This window comes from Hymenobacter radiodurans (assembly GCF_004355185.1).
Classification (GTDB): Bacteria; Bacteroidota; Bacteroidia; order Cytophagales; family Hymenobacteraceae; genus Hymenobacter; species Hymenobacter radiodurans.
Genome location: NZ_CP037922.1, coordinates 415,327 through 435,022, shown reverse-complemented (window position 1 = coordinate 435,022; position 19,696 = coordinate 415,327). Strand labels below are relative to the sequence as shown.

The 19,696-nt window shown below is 55.4% G+C and carries 17 protein-coding genes and 1 pseudogene; 8 read left to right on the top strand and 10 right to left on the bottom strand.

Annotated features, from left to right (window positions below):
- Positions 1–388 precede the first annotated feature (388 nt).
- From EPD59_RS02960 to EPD59_RS02940, 5 genes are all read left to right on the top strand, one after another.
- Entirely contained in the window at positions 389–790 is a 402-nt protein-coding gene (locus EPD59_RS02960; RefSeq protein WP_133271488.1) for an STAS domain-containing protein, read from the top strand.
- 165 nt (positions 791–955) lie between these two features.
- The gene (locus tag EPD59_RS02955; protein ID WP_133271487.1) at positions 956–2,440 is read left to right on the top strand and encodes a nicotinate phosphoribosyltransferase; all 1,485 of its coding nucleotides are present in this window, start codon (positions 956–958) and stop codon (positions 2,438–2,440) included.
- 581 nt (positions 2,441–3,021) lie between these two features.
- Positions 3,022–4,107, top strand: coding sequence for an efflux RND transporter periplasmic adaptor subunit (locus EPD59_RS02950; RefSeq protein WP_133271486.1), 1,086 nt, complete (start codon positions 3,022–3,024; stop codon positions 4,105–4,107).
- Positions 4,108–4,134: 27 nt separating this feature from the next.
- Positions 4,135–7,326 carry an efflux RND transporter permease subunit gene (locus tag EPD59_RS02945; RefSeq protein ID WP_133271485.1) on the top strand — a complete coding sequence of 1,064 codons (3,192 nt, stop codon included), beginning with the start codon at positions 4,135–4,137 and terminating at the stop codon, positions 7,324–7,326.
- Positions 7,319–8,755: a TolC family protein gene (locus EPD59_RS02940; RefSeq protein WP_133271484.1), complete on the top strand. Its 1,437-nt coding sequence runs from the start codon at positions 7,319–7,321 to the stop codon at positions 8,753–8,755. Before EPD59_RS02945 ends, EPD59_RS02940 begins: the two co-directional genes overlap by 8 nt.
- Before the next feature lie 158 nt (positions 8,756–8,913).
- Here EPD59_RS02940 and EPD59_RS02935 read toward each other — a convergent pair whose 3' ends face one another.
- The gene (locus EPD59_RS02935; RefSeq protein WP_133271483.1) at positions 8,914–9,339 is read right to left on the bottom strand and encodes a hypothetical protein; all 426 of its coding nucleotides are present in this window, start codon (positions 9,337–9,339) and stop codon (positions 8,914–8,916) included.
- A gap of 178 nt (positions 9,340–9,517) precedes the next feature.
- On the opposite strand from EPD59_RS02935, the gene EPD59_RS02930 reads away from it, so the two are divergent.
- The 3 genes from EPD59_RS02930 (at position 9,518) to EPD59_RS02920 (ending at position 11,774) form a co-directional block, all read left to right on the top strand.
- The gene (locus EPD59_RS02930; RefSeq protein WP_133271482.1) at positions 9,518–9,736 is read left to right on the top strand and encodes a heavy-metal-associated domain-containing protein; all 219 of its coding nucleotides are present in this window, start codon (positions 9,518–9,520) and stop codon (positions 9,734–9,736) included.
- Between the two features lie 147 nt (positions 9,737–9,883).
- Positions 9,884–10,750, top strand: a complete 867-nt coding sequence (locus tag EPD59_RS02925) for an AraC family transcriptional regulator (RefSeq protein WP_133271481.1) — start codon at positions 9,884–9,886, stop codon at positions 10,748–10,750.
- Between the two features lie 163 nt (positions 10,751–10,913).
- Positions 10,914–11,774, top strand: coding sequence for an SDR family oxidoreductase (locus tag EPD59_RS02920; protein ID WP_133271480.1), 861 nt, complete (start codon positions 10,914–10,916; stop codon positions 11,772–11,774).
- Positions 11,775–12,068: 294 nt separating this feature from the next.
- Here EPD59_RS02920 and EPD59_RS21735 read toward each other — a convergent pair whose 3' ends face one another.
- From EPD59_RS21735 to EPD59_RS02880, 9 genes and pseudogenes are all read right to left on the bottom strand, one after another.
- Positions 12,069–12,473, bottom strand: a complete 405-nt coding sequence (locus EPD59_RS21735; RefSeq protein WP_205703475.1) for an AIR synthase-related protein — start codon at positions 12,471–12,473, stop codon at positions 12,069–12,071.
- Positions 12,443–13,168: an AIR synthase related protein gene (locus EPD59_RS02915; protein WP_205703474.1), complete on the bottom strand. Its 726-nt coding sequence runs from the start codon at positions 13,166–13,168 to the stop codon at positions 12,443–12,445. Before EPD59_RS02915 ends, EPD59_RS21735 begins: the two co-directional genes overlap by 31 nt.
- 69 nt (positions 13,169–13,237) lie before the next feature.
- Positions 13,238–14,740 carry an amidophosphoribosyltransferase gene (gene purF / locus EPD59_RS02910; protein WP_133271479.1) on the bottom strand — a complete coding sequence of 501 codons (1,503 nt, stop codon included), beginning with the start codon at positions 14,738–14,740 and terminating at the stop codon, positions 13,238–13,240.
- Between the two features lies 1 nt (position 14,741).
- On the bottom strand, positions 14,742–15,500 hold the full coding sequence (gene purN, locus EPD59_RS02905) for a phosphoribosylglycinamide formyltransferase (protein WP_133271478.1): 759 nt from the start codon (positions 15,498–15,500) through the stop codon (positions 14,742–14,744).
- 11 nt (positions 15,501–15,511) lie between these two features.
- A complete protein-coding gene (gene purD / locus EPD59_RS02900) occupies positions 15,512–16,810 on the bottom strand; it encodes a phosphoribosylamine--glycine ligase (protein WP_205703473.1) in 1,299 nt (432 codons plus the stop codon).
- 41 nt (positions 16,811–16,851) lie between these two features.
- A complete protein-coding gene (locus EPD59_RS02895; RefSeq protein WP_133271477.1) occupies positions 16,852–17,307 on the bottom strand; it encodes a DUF6985 domain-containing protein in 456 nt (151 codons plus the stop codon).
- Positions 17,308–17,312: 5 nt separating this feature from the next.
- Complete coding sequence (locus tag EPD59_RS02890; RefSeq protein ID WP_133271476.1) at positions 17,313–17,696, bottom strand: nuclear transport factor 2 family protein; 384 nt, start codon at positions 17,694–17,696, stop codon at positions 17,313–17,315.
- An 86-nt stretch (positions 17,697–17,782) separates the two neighbouring features.
- Complete coding sequence (locus tag EPD59_RS02885) at positions 17,783–18,715, bottom strand: phosphoribosylaminoimidazolesuccinocarboxamide synthase (RefSeq protein ID WP_133271475.1); 933 nt, start codon at positions 18,713–18,715, stop codon at positions 17,783–17,785.
- 107 nt (positions 18,716–18,822) lie between these two features.
- Positions 18,823–19,640: pseudogene (locus EPD59_RS02880) on the bottom strand (phosphoribosylformylglycinamidine synthase subunit PurQ).
- Between the last annotated feature and the right edge of the window lie 56 nt (positions 19,641–19,696).

Genomic DNA, 19,696 nt, shown 5'->3' with positions numbered 1-19,696 from the left:
GCGCGCAGAGCTAAGTATAGATACGGACGTTATAAATACTTAGAACTTGGTATAGGCAACTACACTGAAAATCAGTATATTGCCTGAGCTTACTAGTAATACGTATTACTAAATTTGCAAGGATACGCATCTGTCTTCGTTGACGGTGTGTCTTTTGTATCATGGCTCTTTGGCCAGATAGCTCTTTCTTTTTCCGCTTCGGGCAGCATTTTATCGGCACTGCCTCGACCCAGGTTGGCGGACCAGATTAGGTAAGTAAGTGGTGCCCTACTCCATGGTCTGGCCCCCTTGGCTCCCCGTTGCTGCCTTGCGCGGCCTCTTCCTGCTGCCCCTGCCCTCTGTGCGCTTCGTTGCACGGCCTGAAAACGACTGAAGTTATCCACTCCTGATGGAGATTTATCGCGAAATCCTGCCAGAAAGCTATTTGCTTATCTTGGCCGAAGACCATACACATTCCGAAGAATACGGATTAGCCAGAGCCTTACAACAAGCCGCGCGTAGCGGTAAGCCCAGCATTTGGGTCGATTGCAGTTCGTTGCGCCACATTTCCGGTCGGGCGCTGGCGTTGCTGACCAGCTATTGCCAGCGCCTACGTCGGCGCAATACCCAGCTTGTACTCTGCCACCTGACCGATGAGGTACAGGATAGCTTAAAAACGACTCCGGAAGAGGCTTGCCCCCCCATCGTTCCCACGTTGCTCGACGCAGAATTGTACTGTCATGCGGCTCATCAGGCTACCAGCCCGCCACCTTCCACTACCACGGCCGGCTGGGGCGTTGCACTGTCCTAGCATCCGGTCAGATGCCGTATAGGTGGCATTTCCTCCGTTTGATATTAAGCAAAAAAGCCCCCCAGCGAGTTCTGATGCAGAAACTCCCTGGGGGGCTTTTTTGCCTTCACAGTTCGTCCATCTGCCGTTCACAACTCACTGCGGGGTTCCTCGTATTTTGAGCCCATGAACTCCGCGCCCCTCTCCGGCCTGTACGGCCCCTCGCTTAGCCTGCTCACCGACCTCTACCAGCTTACCATGGCCTATGGTTATTGGAAGCAAGGTAAGCAGAATCAGGAAGCCGTTTTTCACTTGTACTTTCGCAAGCCGCCCTTCAATGGGGGTTATGCCGTAGCCGCGGGTCTGGCTTACGCCGTGGATTGGGTCAAAAATTTTCATTTCTCCGAAGATGACCTGGCATATCTAGGTAGTCTGCGCGGCACCCGCGACACGGCTATGTTTGAGCCAGATTTTCTGGAATATCTGCGTACGCTGCGCCTCACCTGCGACATCGACGCCATTGCCGAGGGCACGGCGGTATTTGCTAATGAGCCTTTGCTGCGCATAAAAGGCCCCCTGCTGCAAGCCCAGCTACTGGAAACGGCCTTACTTACCTTGGTTAACTTCCAAACCCTGATTGCCACCAAAGCCGCCCGCATTCGGGAGGCCGCCGGCTCCGACCAGGTATTTGAGTTTGGTTTACGCCGGGCTCAGGGCTTCGATGGTGGCCTGAGCGCCAGCAGGGCCGCTTACTTAGGTGGCGTTGATGGCACATCAAACCTGATGGCTGGCCAGCGCTTCGGTATTCCGGTGCGTGGCACCCACGCCCACAGCTGGGTGCAGGCATTTGGGGAAGAGGAAGCGGCCTTTGCTGCTTACGGCGACGCTTTCCCCGACGACTCCGTTTTCTTGGTCGATACCTACGACACTTTGGAAGGTGTACGCCACGCCATCAGCGTGGCCCGGCAGATGCGCGCCAACGGTCACGAGTTGGGGGGCATTCGCCTCGATTCCGGCGACTTGGCTTATCTCAGCCGCGAAGCCCGCGCTTTGCTTAATGAGGCTGGATTCCAGAAAACGCGAATTGTCGCCAGCAACGACCTCGACGAGCACCTTATCACCAGCCTCAAGCAGCAAGGCGCCCGCATCGACACCTGGGGTATCGGCACCAAGCTCGTCACGGCCCACGACCAGCCGGCGCTGGGGGGCGTCTATAAGCTGGCTGCTCTGCGCCCATCGGCCGACAGCGACTGGGATTATACCATCAAGCTGTCTGAGCAGCTCGCCAAAACCAGCATCCCCGGCATCTTGCAAGTGCGCCGCTACGAAACGGAAAAAGGCCAACCTCGTGCCGATATGCTCTACAATACAGCCGAGCCTCTCCCCAATGAGCTCACTATTGTGGACCCACTCGACCCCACGCGCCGCCGCCCTATTCGCTCCACGCAGTTTCGGGAGTTGCTGGAGCCGGTGTTCCGAGCTGGCAAACTCGTAGCGGAGCTACCCACGCTGGAGGAAAGCCGCGCTAAAGCCCAGCGCGAAGTGGGCGCCCTCGACCTCAGCATCCGGCGCTTCCTCAATCCGCATGTGTACCCCGTGGGACTGGAGGAAAGTCTGAACAACTTCCGCATGCAGCTGATTCTGGAAAAGCGAGCGGTGCGGCCAGCATAGCCTTACTACCGCAATCATACAAGCAGAAAGCCGCCTGTTCCACAGGCGGCTTTCTGCTTGTATAGGTATTCCTGTTGCCCATTTTCTGGGTGAAAGCTCATTCACCTAGGCCAACGAAGCTTTCGACTAGCTACGTTGTAGTAGGCACACCATAAAAAGCCCCCCAGCAGGACGGAATCAGGCGAGGGCCTAGCCATTCGTTCACCTTAGCTTCATGTTGCCCCGGTTTCTTTGTGTCTTCAATACAAAACACAAGCTATGCAGCGCCTGCATTTTTCCGCGATTTTGCCCCCCAACCTCTTCAATCTGGCATTTTCGCCGACTTCCTGCTTCAAAAGTAAAGTCGACCGCGAAGCATGAGCGAATACACGCTAGGCCGCTCCAACCACTCAAGGAGTTACGTCGTCTGGCCCCACTACTTGCCGGAATATCAATGGGCCAATCAATGGGTAGCTAGGCTGATCCATCAGTCGGCGCAGGCTCCCAATGCCCCGCCGGGGTCAAGCCCTCTACTCAGCCTATTTCTCTTGACCACTCGTGGCTAGGAGTACATAAATGCCCCCAGGTTACTCAACATACATATGAAAAGAATAGTGATGCTCATGAGTTGGTGTGCCTTGTACTACTGTGCAAGCTGCTCGGAAGCAAAGGAAGTGAAAGAAGAGCGCATCAAGCTTTTGGTTACCAGCCCGTTGGCTAAAGACACAACAATCACCAAAGAGTATGTGGCCCAGATTCACTCCGTACAGCACATCGAGCTGCGGGCTTTAGAAAAGGGCTACCTGCAAAAGATTTATGTAGACGAGGGCCAATTCGTGAAAGAAGGGCAGCTCATGTTTCAGATTATGCCCCTGGTTTATCAGGCAGAACTGAAAAAGTCGCAGGCGGAAGCCAACTACGTGGGGCTGGAATATCAGAACACCAAGAAATTGGCTGATACCAATATTGTCTCAAAAAACGAGCTGGCGCTGGCTCAGGCCAAATTCGACAAGGCCAAAGCGGAAGTAGCCTTAGCCCAAACGCATCTGCAATTCACGACTATCAGGGCTCCCTTTAGTGGCTACATGGACCACTTTCAGGGCCGGCTGGGCAGCTTAGTTGATGAGGGAGATTTGCTGACCACCTTGTCTGACAACAGCAAAATGTGGGTTTACTACAACGTACCCGAGGCGGAGTACCTGAATTATAAGCAGCAGACCAAGGCCAGTGACAAGGCCGCAAAAGTAAAGCTGCGGATGGCCAACAACGAGGTGTTTCAGCAGCCCGGCCTGGTGCAGACTATTGAAGCCGACTTCAATAACGAAACCGGCAACATCGCCTTCCGGGCCACTTTTCCTAACCCCGAGGGGCTCCTGCGCAACGGTGAAACCGGCAGCGTCCTGATGACGGTGCCGCTTAATGATGCCCTGCTGATTCCGCAGAAAGCCACATTCGAGAATCTGGAAAAGAAATACGTCTTCGTGGTCGATAAAAAGAACGTGGTGCACCAGCGGGAGGTCACCATCGGATCGGAGATGCCGGACCTGTACGTCATCAAAGGCGGCTTAGCAGCCAACGACAAGATTCTGCTGGAAGGTCTGCGGAAAGTGAAGGATGGTGACAAGATCCACTTCGACTACAAAGACCCAAAAGCCGTAATCGCGCACCTGAAAGTGTACAGCGAGTAAGGTTTCCTCTATCAGAATAGCCAGACTATGTTTAGTAAATTCATTCGCCGGCCCGTCTTTGCCATCGTTATTTCGATTGTCATCCTGCTCATGGGCGGGCTGGCCATCATGCAGCTGCCCACGTCGCAGTTCCCCGAAATTTCGCCCCCGCTGGTCATGGTCAGCGCGTCGTACCCCGGCGCCAGCGCCAAGGTGCTCACCGAATCGGTGCTGATTCCGCTGGAGCAAGCCGTGAACGGCGTACCGGGCATGAAATACATGACCTCCGACGCCGTGAGCGCGGGCGAAGCCAACATCCAGATTGTCTTCAACCTGGGCACCAACCCCGACCAGGCCGTGGTGAACGTGAATACCCGCATTGCACAGGTGCTCAACCGCCTGCCGCTGCTGGTGCAGCGTGAGGGCGTGGTGGTAAACCGTGTGGTGCCGAACATGCTGATGTATGTGAACTTGTACAGCAAGGACAAGAACACCGACATGAAGTACCTGTTCAACTTCGCTGGGGTAAACATGATACCCGAGTTGCAGCGCCTGAGTGGTATTGGTCGGGCCAGCATTCTGGGTAGCCGACAGTATGCCATGCGCGTGTGGCTCAAGCCCGACCGGATGCGTGCGTACAATATCTCGGTCGACGACGTGATGAAAGCGCTGGACGAGCAGAGCGTTATCGGCTCGCCCGGCCGCATTGGCCGCTCCGACGGCAAGCAGGCGCAGTCGCTGGAGTACGTACTCAGCTACCAAGGCCGCTTCAATGACGTGGAGCAATACAAAAACGTCATTCTGAAGGCTAACGCCAACGGCGAAAGCCTGCACCTGCGCGACGTAGCCAACGTGGAATTGGGCTCGGAGTACTACGATATCTACTCCAACCTGAACCAGTACCCATCGGCGGCCATCGTGCTGAAGCAAACCTACGGCTCGAACGCCTCGGACGTAATTAAAGAAGTGAAGGCCAAGCTGGAGGAGCTGAAGAAAACCAGCTTCCCGCCCGGCATGGATTACAAAATCACCTATGATGTGTCGAACTTCCTCGACGCGTCTATTGAAAACGTAATTCACACCCTGCGCGACGCTTTCATTTTGGTAGCCTTGGTAGTGTTCCTCTTCCTCGGCGACTGGCGCTCCACGCTGATTCCGGCGCTGGCTGTACCAGTGTCGTTGGTGGGCTCATTCGCGGCCATGCAAGCATTTGGGCTGACCATCAACATGATTACCCTGTTTGCACTGGTGCTCTCGATTGGCATCGTGGTCGACAACGCTATTGTGGTGATTGAGGCTGTGCACGCCAAGATGGAAGAGGAGCATCTCTCGCCCTATAATGCGGTGCGCAAGGTGGTGGGCGAAATCAGCGGGGCCATCATCGCCATCACCATCATGATGACGGCTGTGTTCATTCCCGTCTCGTTCATGAGCGGCCCGGTGGGCATTTTCTACCGGCAGTTCTCCATTACCATGGCTACGGCCATCGTGATTTCGGGGGTGGTTGCGCTCACGCTGACGCCGGTACTCTGCGCTATGATTCTGAAAAACCACCACGGTCAGCCCAAGAAAAAAACGCCTATACAGCGCTTTTTCGACTGGTTCAACCGTGGGTTTGAGAAGCTTACCAATGCCTATACCGGCCTACTGGAACGGATTGTGGCCAACCGGATTATCACTTTCGCTATGCTTATTGCCTTCGGCTTGGGTATCTGGGCCATCACGGCCAAGCTGCCCGCCGGCTTTATTCCGAGTGAGGACCAAGGCCTGATTTACGCCATTGTGCAGACGCCACCCGGCACCACGCTGGAGCAAACCAACGCGGTATCGCAGCGCCTCGCGGGTCTGGCCAAAGATGTACCGGGTATTGCCAACATTTCAACCTTGGCGGGCTATGAAGTACTGACTGAAGGCCGCGGCTCTAACGCTGGCACTTGCTTGATTGACTTGAAGCCGTGGTCGGAGCGTAAGGAGTCCATTGCCGAAATCATCGAAAACCTGGAAGAAAAAGCCCACGAAATTCCCGGCGCGACCATCGAATTCTTCGAGCCACCGGCAGTACCGGGCTACGGCGCGGCGGGCGGCTTCCAGCTCCAATTACTCGACAAAACCAACTCCGGCGACTACAAGGAGCTAGAGAAAGTGAACAACGAGTTCATGGCCAAGCTGAAAAAGCGCAAAGAGCTAGCAGGTTTGTTCACCTTCTTCTCGGCCAACTATCCGCAGTACGAGCTCAAGATTGACAATGAGCTGGCTATGCAGAAAGGCGTGAGCATCGGCAACGCCATGAATACGCTGAGCATTATGGTGGGCTCTACTTACGAGCTAGGCTTCATCAAGTACCAGCGTTTCTTCAAGGTATTCGTGCAGGCATCCCCGGAATACCGCAAGCTGCCCGAAGACATCCTGAACATGTGGGCCAAAAACGATAAGGGCGAGATGGTGCCGTTCTCGGCCTTCATGAAAATCGTGAAGACCCAGGGTGCCAACGAAATCAACCGCTACAATATGTACACTACCGGCTCCATTCGGGGCGGCGCGGCGCCGGGCTACAGCAGCGGTGAGGCCATCAAAGCTGTACAGGAAGTGGCGCAAGACCTGCCCCACGGCTACGGCATCGACTGGGGTGGCCTGTCGAAAGATGAAGTGAGCCGAGGCAACGAGTCCACCGTTATTTTCATGGTGGTGCTGGTGTTCGTGTACCTAGTGCTCGCCGCACAATATGAGAGCTTCCTGCTGCCGCTGGCGGTAATATTCTCCCTCGTCGCGGGGGTGTTCGGATCGTTCTTGTTTATTAAAATCTTTGGCCTGGCCAACGACATTTATGCGCAGGTGGGCCTCGTCATGTTGGTGGGTTTGCTGGGGAAGAACGCCGTACTGATTGTGGAATTTGCGGCCTCGAAACACGAGGAAGGCATGTCGGTGCGCGACGCGGCTATTGAAGGAGCGCGGGTTCGTTTCCGCCCCATTCTGATGACTTCCTTTGCCTTTATAGCAGGCCTTATTCCGCTGGTAGTGGCCACGGGTGCTGGCGCCATTGGTAACCGCACCATCGGCAGCTCGGCACTGGGCGGTATGCTGTTCGGTACTGTGTTCGGGGTAATTATCATCCCCGGCTTGTATTACTTCTTCGGCACGCTGGCCGGCAAGAACAAGCTGATTCGGGACGAAAACGAATACCCGGTGCTGGAGGGTATTGAGCCTCGCGTATTAATTGAAGAAACAGAGCCTTATGCTTAAGAGACGCCTTTATCAATGCTTGAGCGCCGCCGGCTTGGCGCTTACTATTGCCGCTTGTAAAACGCCGGAGCTAGTAGTCAAGAATGAAAGCCGTCAGGTTCCGGCCAGCTACAACAATTCCGTGCAGGACAGCACCAGCACGGCCAAAGTCCGGTGGCAGGATTTCTTTACCGACCCAAGCTTAAAAGCGCTGATTGACACGGCCCTGCAAAACAATCAGGAGCTAAACATCACGTTGCAGGAGATTGAGATTTCCCGCAATGAAATTCGCGCCCGACAAGGGGAGTATTTGCCCTTTGTGGGCTTAGGTGCCAAGGCTGGGGTCGATAAAGTGGGGCGGTACACGCTTCAGGGGGCAACGGAGGAAAGCGTCGATATCAAGCCGGAAAGGCGGACACCCGATCCACTAACAGATTTTCAAGTGGGCGCTTTTGCTACCTGGGAAGTGGATATCTGGCACAAGTTGCGCAACGCGAAGAAAGCGGCCGTGAGCCGATACCTGGCTTCCGTGGAGGGGCGAAACTTCATGGTGACAAACCTGATTGCGGAAATTGCCACCTCGTATTACGAACTGCTGGCGCTTGATAATCAATTGGCCATCGTGAAGCAGAATATTGAGATTCAAAGCAATGCTCTGGAGATCGTACGCCTGCAAAAAGAAGCCGCGCGGGTGACCGAATTGGCTGTGCGCCGCTTTGAAGCCCAGGTGCACAACACCCGCAGCATTCAGTATGCTCTCCAGCAGCGCATCACCGAAGCGGAGAATCGGCTCAACTTTCTGGCGGGTCGGTACCCACGGCCTATTTCCCGCAACGATGAGGCTTTCAACGACGCCGTACCGCAAGCCATTCGGGTGGGGCTTCCTTCCCAGTTGCTGAGCAACCGGCCCGATGTCCGGCAGGCCGAACAGAATCTGGTGGCGGCCAAGCTGGATGTGCAGGTGGCCAGGGCCAACTTTTACCCTTCACTGGGTATCTCCGGAGCCATCGGTGTGGCGGCGTTCCGGCCTGGCTTGTTGGTAAGCACCCCCGAATCCATGCTATTCTCGCTGGCTGGTGACGTTGCTGCGCCGCTGATCAACAGAAACGGGATAAAGGCCGCGTATTCCAATGCTAACGCCCAGCAGACCCAGGCCGTCTACAATTACGAACGGACTTTGCTCAATGCCTACATTGAAGTAGCCAACCAGCTCTCCAACATCAGTAACTTGGAGAAGGGATACGATGAGAAAGCAAAGCAAGTACAGGCTCTCAATGAGTCAAGTAATATTTCCAATAGCCTCTTCCGCTCAGCAAGAGCCGACTACTCCGAAGTACTCTTTACCCAGCGGGAGGCACTAGAATCAAAGTTTGACCTCATCGAAACCAGAATGCAGCAGTTGAATGCCAAGGTGAATGTTTATAGAGCCTTGGGTGGCGGCTGGAATTAGATCTGACTGGCCGTATATGTCGGTCTGAGATTCAACTATAAGGGTTAGGTTGGCTTGGCTAACTTAGCCCTTATGTGTATTCGGCAGATTCTGAGCACCTTCCGCATACAAGTGATTCTGGAGAAGCGGGCGGTGCGGCCAGCGTAGATGGGACCTGTTCATTCAGATGTCCATTCACACCAAAAGTTAAACCCTAATGTCTCGATTTGTTGCCGTTCTACTTCATCCAGTAGCATCACCACGTAATCTTCGTGACTTATAGTACCAAGCAGAAGAATATCGTCTTGAAAGAAGGCCGGATCCTCAAATTCGCCATGCCCATAATCAAAGTCCTCGTATGACTTACTGGTTATATACTCTACTACTTCTTGGGTAATAAGAAAACGGTGCGTTGCGGTGTATACTCGCGTAGCAATATTTGGCAGAGCAACTTGTGCTGCTGCTAGCACAGCCGGTAGCTCCGTGTTAATAAAGGATCGGCTCACTTCTACATAGTTTGCCTTCGGCAAAATCCAGTTTAGCACTATATGCCAATATTGTGGCGGATAAGTTTGAAACTGGTCGTCACAGTAATACTTCTTCATTTGATTTTACGGAGCTATAGAGCAGTGAAAATAATCCCAAAACTTTACACTTCATCAGCCAAAGTCTATACCTCCCGGCTTTATTCACGTTGATACTTTTGTAGCACATGCACTGTTATCTTAGTATCATCCGCCGCTGAAGCTGCTCAGTTGCTGCCGCGGCTCAACCTTTGCTCCTATGCCTACCCTACAATTCAAAACCTCGATCAACTGCGCCAACTGCCTGCGCGCCGTCACGCCTTTTCTGGATGCAGAACCTACTGTGAAAAAGTGGAGCGTGGACACGAATAACCCGGACAAAATTCTGACTGTGGAGGGCGAAAACGTCATTCCCGAGCAGGTGATGAAAGCCGTAGCCCAAGCCGGCTTTGATATTGAGCCTCGGCAGGCAGCGTAAGCTTCCTATTGCATCCAACTCTACCTAAAAAAGCCCCCGGAAGTGTTCTGGGGGCTTTTTTAGCAGATAAAGTGAGCCGACGCCAACTTCAGATGAAAAGGTAGCTTACCTAATACAATTCGTTTACACTGAGCTATATCCTTCCCGATGAGCGAACGTATTCCTACCTATCAGCTTCAGGCTTTTGCCAGCTATAACGACGCGCCTACGGAGGTGTATTTCCCGGATTATGCATCCGTTAAGCCCCAGATTCCCCTGGACCGCCCCTACCGCGGCGACTATTACAAAATCAGCCTGTGCTTACGGGGAACGGCTGAGCTAAAAGCGAACTTAGAAACGTACACTGTAACCCCCAACTGCTTGGTGCTGGCTACGCCGGATGTGATTAAGCAGTGGCTGCACATCCCCGCTGATTACGAAACGCTGTCCGTCTTTTTCACTAAAGAGTTTATCACGGCCAACAATGCGGCGACGGGGAAGCTCCGCTTTTTGGTGGCGCCCACAACCTACGTGCTTTCGTTGTCGGCGGCGGAGGCGGCTAGCTTAGCGGTTTCCCTGCGCTTTTTGCAACAGAAGTATTATTCCTCTACTGCTGAGCGAGATAACATCCTGAAGAACATCATCAACAGCCTGCTCTTTGAGATTGGCGCCCTCTACGAGCAGCAGCCCGCGCCCCTCCCGACGGGCAAACCTCGCAGCCAATTGCTGGCAACGGCCTTCAAGCAGCTCGTGCAGACGCATAGCGCCACGGCGCGGGGCGTCGCCTTTTACGCCAGCCAGCTGTGTATCACACCCAAGCACCTCACGGAGCTGGTCAAAGACGCAACCGGCCGCACCGCGGGCGACTGGATAACCGCCGCCGCGGTGCTGGAAGCCAAGACCTTGCTGCAAAACCCGGCGCTGAGTATTCAGCAGGTCGCGGCCAGCCTGCACTTCACCGACCAGTTTGCCTTCAGCCGATTTTTCAAAAAAAGCACTGGGCTTTCCCCCACGGCATACCGGCAGGCAGGCTGACCCCGTTTGCCGCCTTTTGGCTACACCTTACCGCCATCTGGCCATTTCTTCTGCTGGCGGTAGCGCCGAGTTTTGTAGGATGAATTTCGGACCCCAGCCGCTTGCCATCTGTTTGACCAAGTGGCGGGTGCCCGAACCTATTCGTCAACTACAACAACTTTATATGATCCTGATAACTGGCGCTACCGGGCAGCTCGGCACGGCTGTACTGCACACTCTCCTGCATAAAACCGCCGCCACTCAGTTGGCCGCCCTGGTGCGCAACGAGCAAAAAGCCACCGACCTGCAAGCGCAGGGCGTAAGTATCCGTGTAGGCAATTACACGGATGTAGCCTCGCTGGACAAAGCCATGCAAGGCGTTGAAAAAGTGCTGCTTATCTCCGGTGGCGGCGAAGACGATGCGCTCCAGCAGCACTACAACGTGGTAGATGCCGCCAAGCGGGCCAGCGTGCGCTGCTTGGCCTACACGAGTCGCGCGCTGAAAAATCCCAGCACCTTGGCCAACCAGCTGATGGTACGGCACTTCCAGACGGAAGACTACATCCAGGCGAGCGGCTTGAACTATATTTTCTTCCGCAATATCCTGTATATGGATACTTTGCCGCTGTTCACCGGGCCGCGCGTGTTCGAAACCGGCATTCGCCTGCCCGCGGGCCAGGGCCGGGTAGCCTACGCCTTGCGCAGCGAAATGGGCGAGGCCATTGCCAACGTATTGCTCGGAAGCACTTGCGACAACCGTACCTACCACTTCACTGGCAGCGAGGCGTACTCCTTCGCCGACGTAGCCGCCGCCCTGGCCGCCGCCGCCGGGAAGCCAGTAACCTACACGCCCATCGAGCAAGGCGCCTTTGCCACCAGCATGCAGGAGCGCGGGGTGCCGGAGCTTGCCATCCAACGAACCGCCGGCTTTATGGCCGACATCAAGCACGGGCAAGAAGCCGAAGTAAGCTCCGATTTGGAAATGGCACTTGGTCGAAAACCCACTTCCCTTAAGGAAGGAGTAAAATTGCTTTATAAGCTGTAGCAGCCGTTATCAGCACTGAAAAAGCCCCCAGGATGGTTCTGGGGAGCTTTTTTGTAGCTTGAGCTTTTCAGATTAATATAAATCAGATTCATATAAATATGATAGGCGGTCATGCCGAGCGAAGTGAAGCATCTCGCGGACTGACGTCGGATTAGTATTGCAACGAAGCGAGCGAGATGCTTCGCTCCGCTCTGCATGACGTACGGCTTAAACAATGTTTGATTGTCGTTATATGAAAAAGCCCCCCAACTCTCGTCGGGGGCTTTTTGGTGAATAATTAAGCAAGGACGCTACCTAATACGTCAGTTCACCAGCCTCCACTTTCAGCTTGATACCCGGCTCGGCAGTGATGCGGCCTGCCACTTGGGCCTGGTAGCCATCGGCTTGCAGCTGGCTTACAACGGCGGCGGCTTGAGCTTCTTCGGTGACGAGTAGCATACCGTTGCCCATGTTCCAGTAGAGGTAAGCGTCGGCGGGCGAGATGCCGGCTAGTTTGGTGAGATTCTGCATGGCGGGCAGGGGTTCGAACAGGTTATCCAGTTCGGCACCGACACCGTTGTTTTTGAGTACGCGCTGGAAGTTATCGGCAATGCCGCCGCCGGTGATGTGGGCAATGCCGTGCAGAACTAGGCCAGCGTCGAGGAGGCGGGCTACGGCGGGCGCGTAGATCAGGGACGGAGCCAGTAGTACTTCCCCCACGTGTTGCCTAGCTCTGCAGCGTCAGAGCCCGTGTAAGGCGCCGTGTGCCAGTTGTCGCCGTAGAGACCTTGCAACGTACGACGCGCCAGGGAAAAGCCGTTGGAGCGGAAGCTGGGGGAGCGAAGTGATACTACTGCGTGGCCAGCCTGGGCGGTGGCGCCGCTTAGGGGGCTTTTTAGCGACGGATGCAAGGCGCCTACGGCCGTAGAGCACCAATTGAAGTTCATGCGGGCGCCGGGCCAGCCGCCAATCCGGTTGCCCAGCTCGGCAATTTCGCCCCCCGTCACGGCAATGCGGCTGAAGTTGGCCGCATCGTGCAAGCCCCGCATCAGCTCGTCGATTACGTCGTAATCCAGGGTATTCACGTCGATGATGTTCGACAGATTGCTGGGCACGAAGCCGCCGGCAATCAGGTCGTCGGCCACCATGGCAATCAGGTCGTAGCCCAAGGTATCAAACCGCCCCACCCGCTCGGCCACTTCTATTTTGGTACCGATACCGTCGGAGCTGATGCCCAGGCGCTCCTGCCCAAAGCAAATTTCGTTGGAAAAGCCACCGTCCAGATCCTGCGCCGGCTCGCCGGGCTGGCCGGCGCGGTTGGGGAAGGTTTTCTTAGCCCAGGCATAGGCGTTGCGGGAGCAGGCGTTGCCGAGGTCGATGTCGTAGCCGGCAGGTTTGGAGGAAGCAGTGGACATGAAGCGTGAGGTAATCGTTGGAGTTGTAAGCAAACTCCCCTCCTCATCTGAGGAGGGGAGTTTGACGTTCTAGTGTTCCGTTGGCTCGGGAGCCTTGGCACTTACTGATGACACTACTTGGTGACGGTCTTTTTTGTCGCGGTGGCTTTCGCGCTCCTCTTGGATGTGGCGCAGGTACTTGGTGACGTCGCCGGTGGGGTAGCGGCCGGAGAAGCAGGCGAAGCAACCGCCGTGGCCGCGCTCTTCGGCAAATAAATCTTGTAAGTCACTCAAGTCCTGATAGATAACCTTATCAGCCTCGATGTAGCGGCAGATTTCTTCCTCCGTGTAGTTGGCGGCAATCAGCTCGGTGCTCATGGCCATATCGATGCCGTAGATGCAGGGGCTCACGATGGGCGGCGCGGAAGAGATGAAGTATACTTCCAACGCACCGGCATCGCGCAGGATGCGCACGATGCGCCGCGAGGTAGTGCCGCGCACGATACTGTCGTCGACCACAGCTACTTTTTTGCCCTCCACAAACTCGCGAATAGGGTTGAGCTTTTTCTTGACCACATCCTCACGGCCGGCCTGACTGCTGACAATGAAGCTGCGACCCATGTGGTTGTTTTTCACCAGTCCGCGCCGGTAGGGCACGCCGATGGCTTCGGCCAAACCAGAAGCCGCGAAGTAGCCCGACGATGGCACGTCAATTACCATATCAGGTTCAATTCCGGCAGCTTTCACCTTGCGGGCCAGTATTTTACCCAACCGAACACGCTCACGCGCTACTAGGCGGCCATGAATAACGGAGTCTTCGCGGGCAAAGTAAATGTGCTCAAATACGCAGAACGCTTTGGGCACATTGTAGGGGTTCTTGTAGTGGACTTTGAGGTCTTTATCAATGAAGATGGCCTGACCAGGTCCTACGTTTTTCACGAAGTCAAAGCCCAGGTAATCAAAGCAGGTGCTCTCCGAGGCGAAGGCGTATACTGGCCCGTCGGGCGTTTGGCGGCAGCCGAGCACCAGCGGACGGATTCCCAGCGGGTCGTTGAAGGCCAGTAGGCCGTGGCCGGCAATAACGGTGATGGTCGCGTAAGCCCCTTTTACCAGTTCCTGCGTGGTCTCAACGGCATCGAAGATGTCGATTACCGAGAGGTGGTCGAGGTCTTTGATGCGCAGCTCCGAGGCGAAGGTATACATGATGAGCTCCAGGTCGTTGCTGGTTTTGGGCAGCACGTGGTACTTATCATGCAGGCGCTGAGCTACTTCGCGGAAGTTGATCACGTTGCCGTTGTGTACCATGCCCAGGCCGAAGGGGTAGCTGGTGGTAAAAGGCTGGGCCAGCTCCGAATCATTGGAGCCTTGGGTAGTGTAGCGCACATGGCCGATGCCAATGTTGCCTTTGAGCTTCTTTATATGCTTGGGCTTGAACACGTCATTGACGAGCCCGTTGCCTTTGCAGAGGTGGAAATTATCGTCGAAGGTGACAATACCGGCCGCATCCTGGCCGCGGTGTTGCAGGGCCGTTAAGCCAACTACAATGTCCGCGGCTACTGGCTCAGGACCGTAAAAACCAACTATTCCGCACATATCAATTCTCTGTTGTCAGTTGCCGGTTGTCAGGCGGGGCGGCCGGGCAGCTGGCGGGGGTGGAAGGGGAAATCTGGCCTCGGAACAAGCGCACCAGCGTATCAGCGTACAGCTCGTGCTCTACGAGCAGGCCGCGACGCTCGACTTCAGACAGCGTATTTGCCCCCCGCAGATCAACGGGGCGCTGGGCTAACACGGGGCCGGTGTCGAGGCCTTCATCCACGAGGTGGACGGTGATTTTTGTTTCGGGAAGCTTGTTTTCAAAGGCCCACTCGTAGGCGTGCAGGCCTTGGTGCTGATGCGTATCAGCGGGGTGAATATTCAGAATGCGCCCGGCGTAAGCTCGCACTAGCACCGGGGAGAGAATGCGCATATAGCCGGCTAATACCAGATAATCAAGCTCATACTCTCGCAGTATTTGCACCACCGCCGCATCATAATCGGCTCGTTTGCGGCCGGCGGGGGCCAAGCTAGCCGTTTGACAGCCCAGGGCAGCGGCCGTAGCTAAGCCCGGCGCGTCAGGATTGTTGCTGAACACCACGGCCACCTCTGCAAGTTCGCGCAGGGCGCCCATTTGTACAGAATCGACCAGCGCCACCATATTGGAACCTCGACCGGACAGCAAAATGGCCAAGCGCTGCTTGCGCGGAGCGCTGGGCTGCTCCCCTTCCCTCTCTAGTCCTCGCGTCTGCTCAGAGCGCGTTCCTTCGGGAAGGAAGGGCGTAGGCCGATTTTCGCTGGGAGAAGGAGTCTGGCTCATCTTAGATAGGACTAAAACTTAGCAGCCGTCAGTTCCGGCATGGGGCGTTGGCCGATATCGGAGCGGTAGTAAACACCCTCAAAGGTAACCTTTTTGCACTCGGCATACACTTGCTGCACAGCATCTTCCAGGTCATTACCCCGCGAAACCACCGTCAGAACCCGGCCGCCGCTTGTGGTGAGCTGCCCATCAGCTTGACGGCGAGTCGCGCCGTGGAAAACCAAGGTCTGGGGGGCAAAATTGGCTTCGTTTTCTAGGCCGCTGATAAGAAAGCCGGTTGGGAAACTTACGGCTGGATAACCGCCAGAGGCTAACACCACACCGATAAAAGTGCCGTTGCGCTGCCATACCGTCGTTTGAGCCAAGTTGCCGTTGAGCGTGGCTTCTATCAGTTCTAGCAAGCTGCTTCTCAGCGCCGGCAACAATACCTGCGCTTCGGGGTCGCCGAGGCGGGCATTGTATTCCAGCAGCTTCGGACCTTGCGGAGTGAGCATGATGCCGAAGTAGATAAAGCCTTTGAAGTCAAATGGTTCGGCTTGCAGGCCGCGCATGGTGGGGTCCACGATGTCGCGGCGGATGGCGGCCAGCACGTTGTCATCGGCGAAGGGTACGGGGCAATAAGCACCCATGCCGCCGGTGTTCGGGCCTTTGTCGCCGGCCAGCAGCTGCTTATGATCCTGGGAGGGTGACAGCAGCCGAATGCGGTTGCCATCGGTGATGCCGATGATACTGATTTCGGGGCCGCTCAGCTTTTCTTCCAACAGAAACGAAAACCACTCGGGGTGCTGGTCTTGTAGCTCGGTCAGGGCCTCATTGGCCTCGTCCACGGAGCTGCACACGTACACCCCTTTGCCAGCGGCTAGGCCGTCGTATTTGATCACCAAATTGCCCCCCAGCTCAGCCGCTTTGGCGCGGGCAGCTTGCATTTCGTCGCTACGAAAGGTCCAGGACATGCCCGTTGCTACGCCGTGGCGGCGCATGAATTTCTTGCTCCACACCTTGGAGCTTTCCAACAATGCTCCCTGCCGCGTTGGCCCAAACACCCGAATATCCGTCTTGGCAAAGTAGTCTGTAACGCCAGCGGCCAGCGGAGCTTCAGGACCTACTACGATAAGCTTGATGTCGTGTTCTCGGCAGAAATTTTCTACCGCCGGGAAGTCTAGGGGGCTAATTTCGGGGAGGCTATTCGGGATGCCGCCGTTACCGGGCAGCACGTGCACGGTAGCACCGTCGAGGGTCAGCTTCCACGCCATGGCGTGTTCACGGGCCCCGCCGCCGAGGAGAACGATATGTTTGGAGTTGGTGCTCAAGGTTGGTATTGTTTGATGTAGGTATGGAGAAATAAGCTGCGCTAGTCAAATTCAAATGCCTGAGCGTATCCACCAACTTCAACTATTTGCCAATCACGAAATTGCAGCCCGAATCCGTGTTCCTCTTCCCAATCACAAGAAAATGCAAGGCCGAATCGCCCTTCCTCTATTTCATCTGGCAAGAAAATTTTCAGAAGATGATAGAAGGGTAATAAAGCCTTATTATCAGACGCGAAAGGCATATCTACCTGATAATTGTGCTTGAGACGATACTCTGAAAGTTCAGTATAAAATTGGTAGGCGGCTTCTTCAATAGTATTCTCTAAACTTGGTAGTCGCCGCAATAAAGCTTCTATAGCTGCTTCTGCTTCAAGTGTCAACTCATCTGCATCTGCAAAACGGAGAGGTATAGTATTATGCTTTTGAAGCAAACTAATTTCTATATCTGCCATCAGTTCACCATCCTCAATACGCAACGTATTTTTCCAATTGTTCATATCGATTAGCTGATATCGTCAATGGAAGTAATCTGACCGCCGGCAAACTGAAACACTGACTTACCCTTTAGTTGCAATGTGTCGCCCTGCTTCAAACCATTGGGGAATTCCATGGCGGCCACTGCGGTATAGTCAATCAGCACTTCTACGCGGTTATCAGCTATCTGCCAATCCGTGACGCGCTGTTCCCGCTGGGAGAAATACTGCTTGGCCTTCTCTGCTTGCTGGCGGAAACTTTCTTTGCCAGTTGTAGTCAAATTAACCTCGCCGTTGGCAATGTTTCTGAACTCCACCTCCTCGTGCAGATGGCGCACCATCCCGTCTACATCGAAGCGGTTGTATGCTTCGATGTAAGCTTGAACGAGTTGTTTAGAATCAGAGGCTTCCATTGGTTTGACTATACCGCGACTCAGTGTCGGTGACTTTACTATTATTGATTTCCTTGAGGAGTTGCTTGCGCAAGCATAGCAGGTTCCTAAGCTTCTTTCATGATGCCAGCGCGCACTAAGTTGCCCACGAGGCGGGCTTGCACGTCGCCGCCGGGAGTGGTTTCGTTGCCAGTGGGTAGCGGGCTGCCGGTGATGCGCTCGTAGATATCGAGGTAGCGACGGGTAGCTTCGGCGGAAACTTCGGGGGTGAGGGCGCGGGGGTATTGGCCATCTACTTTGTTGGCGATGAGCCACTGACGCACGTACTCCTTGTCCATCTGCTCCGCCGTTTCGGGGTTGCGGGCGTAATCCTCGGCGCTCCAGAAGCGCGACGAATCGGGCGTGTGGATTTCGTCAATCAGAATCAGCTCGCCATTCAGCAAGCCAAACTCATACTTGGTATCTACTAGGATGATGCCGCGCTCAGCCATCCACTGAGAGGCAAAATTGAACAGCTCCAACGCCTTCACCCGCATCCGCTCGTACAGCTCAGCCGATACCCAGCCTTCCGACACCAGATTCTCCGGCGTGATTTCGCGGTCCGACTCTTCCTTAGTGGTCGGCGTCACGATGGGCTCGGGAAATTTCTGGTGCTTGGTCAGGCCATCGGGCACCGTCACGCCCGAGAAGGTACGCTGGCCTTTCTGATAGCCGCGCAGCATCGAACCGGTGAGGTAGTTGCGCACCACCATCTCCACCCGAATCGGTTCGGCTTCCTTAGCCAGCGTCACGTTGGGGTCGAGCAGGGCAATGACGTGGTTAGGAATGATGTGCTGGGTTTTCTCAAACCAGAAAGCCGCCAACCCGTTCAGCACCGCGCCTTTGTGGGCCACGGGCGTCTCCAACACCGAATCGAACGCCGACAGACGGTCGGTAACCACGATGAGCCGCTCGCCGGAAGGGGCGCGGTACGAGTCGCGGACTTTGCCGCGGTGAAGAAGCTCGAGTTGGGGAGTATCGAAGTGGTTGAGGGTGTTCATCTGCGGGGTTAGTAGGTCGCTTTGCGAGTTATTTCATCTGGGGGGCTTTTTCGAATAGGAAGCCTGACGACAGTGAGCGGTTTGTGTCTTGGTGTGGAAAGGGCGGTTTAATGAAGGGGCGTCTCTATTGATTGCAGTGAAGGTGCGGAAGCTGAGCGCTGCGGCAACGAGGCCACATGCTCCACGATATTTTGGAAGAGCTTCAGACCATCACCTTCCTCGCTCAACTCCTTATTCACGCGCTTGCGGCGCGCCCAATCGGGATGATTATAGAGCGACAAGAAAGCTTCCGGGTGCGGCATCAAGCCAAACACCTGCCCAGTGGTATCGGTCAGGCCGGCGCAGTTTAGATCGGCGCCGTTGGGGTTGTGGGGGTACTGCGTTACCTCGCAGCCGGTGGCGTCGCAGTAGGTTAGGCAGTTCAGGTTTTGGTCGAGAATGTGCTGGCGCGTAGCTGCATCGGGGATGAGCAGGCGGCCTTCGCCGTGGCGCACGGGCACTTCAAAGGAGTCAAGGCCTTTGAGGAAAGGGCTGCGATTATTCGCGTTTACTTTTAGCCGCACCCAGCGGTCTTCGTAACGGCCGGAGGCGTTGTGCGTCAGGGTTACCTCGGGCTGAAAATTGCCCCCCAGATTGGGCAGCAGGCCCAGCTTTACCAACACTTGAAAGCCGTTGCAGATACCCAACACGAACTTGCCGCGGGCGATAAATTCACGCAAGTCGTCGAGCAAAGTGAAGCCGCCGGGCGTTTGGCGGTAGCGCAGCTTTTTTGCCAACACCACACCCGAGCCCAGATCGTCGCCGAAGGAAAAGCCCCCGGAAAGTTCACGATGTCGTAGTCGTGGATGCTGACCTGGCCGTGGAGCACCTGATTGAGGTGTACGATGGTGGCTTCGGCGCCGGCTAGGCGGTAGGCGGCGGCCATTTCCTCCTCGCAATTAATTCCGAACCCCGTCAGGATAAGCGCTTGGACAGCAGCGG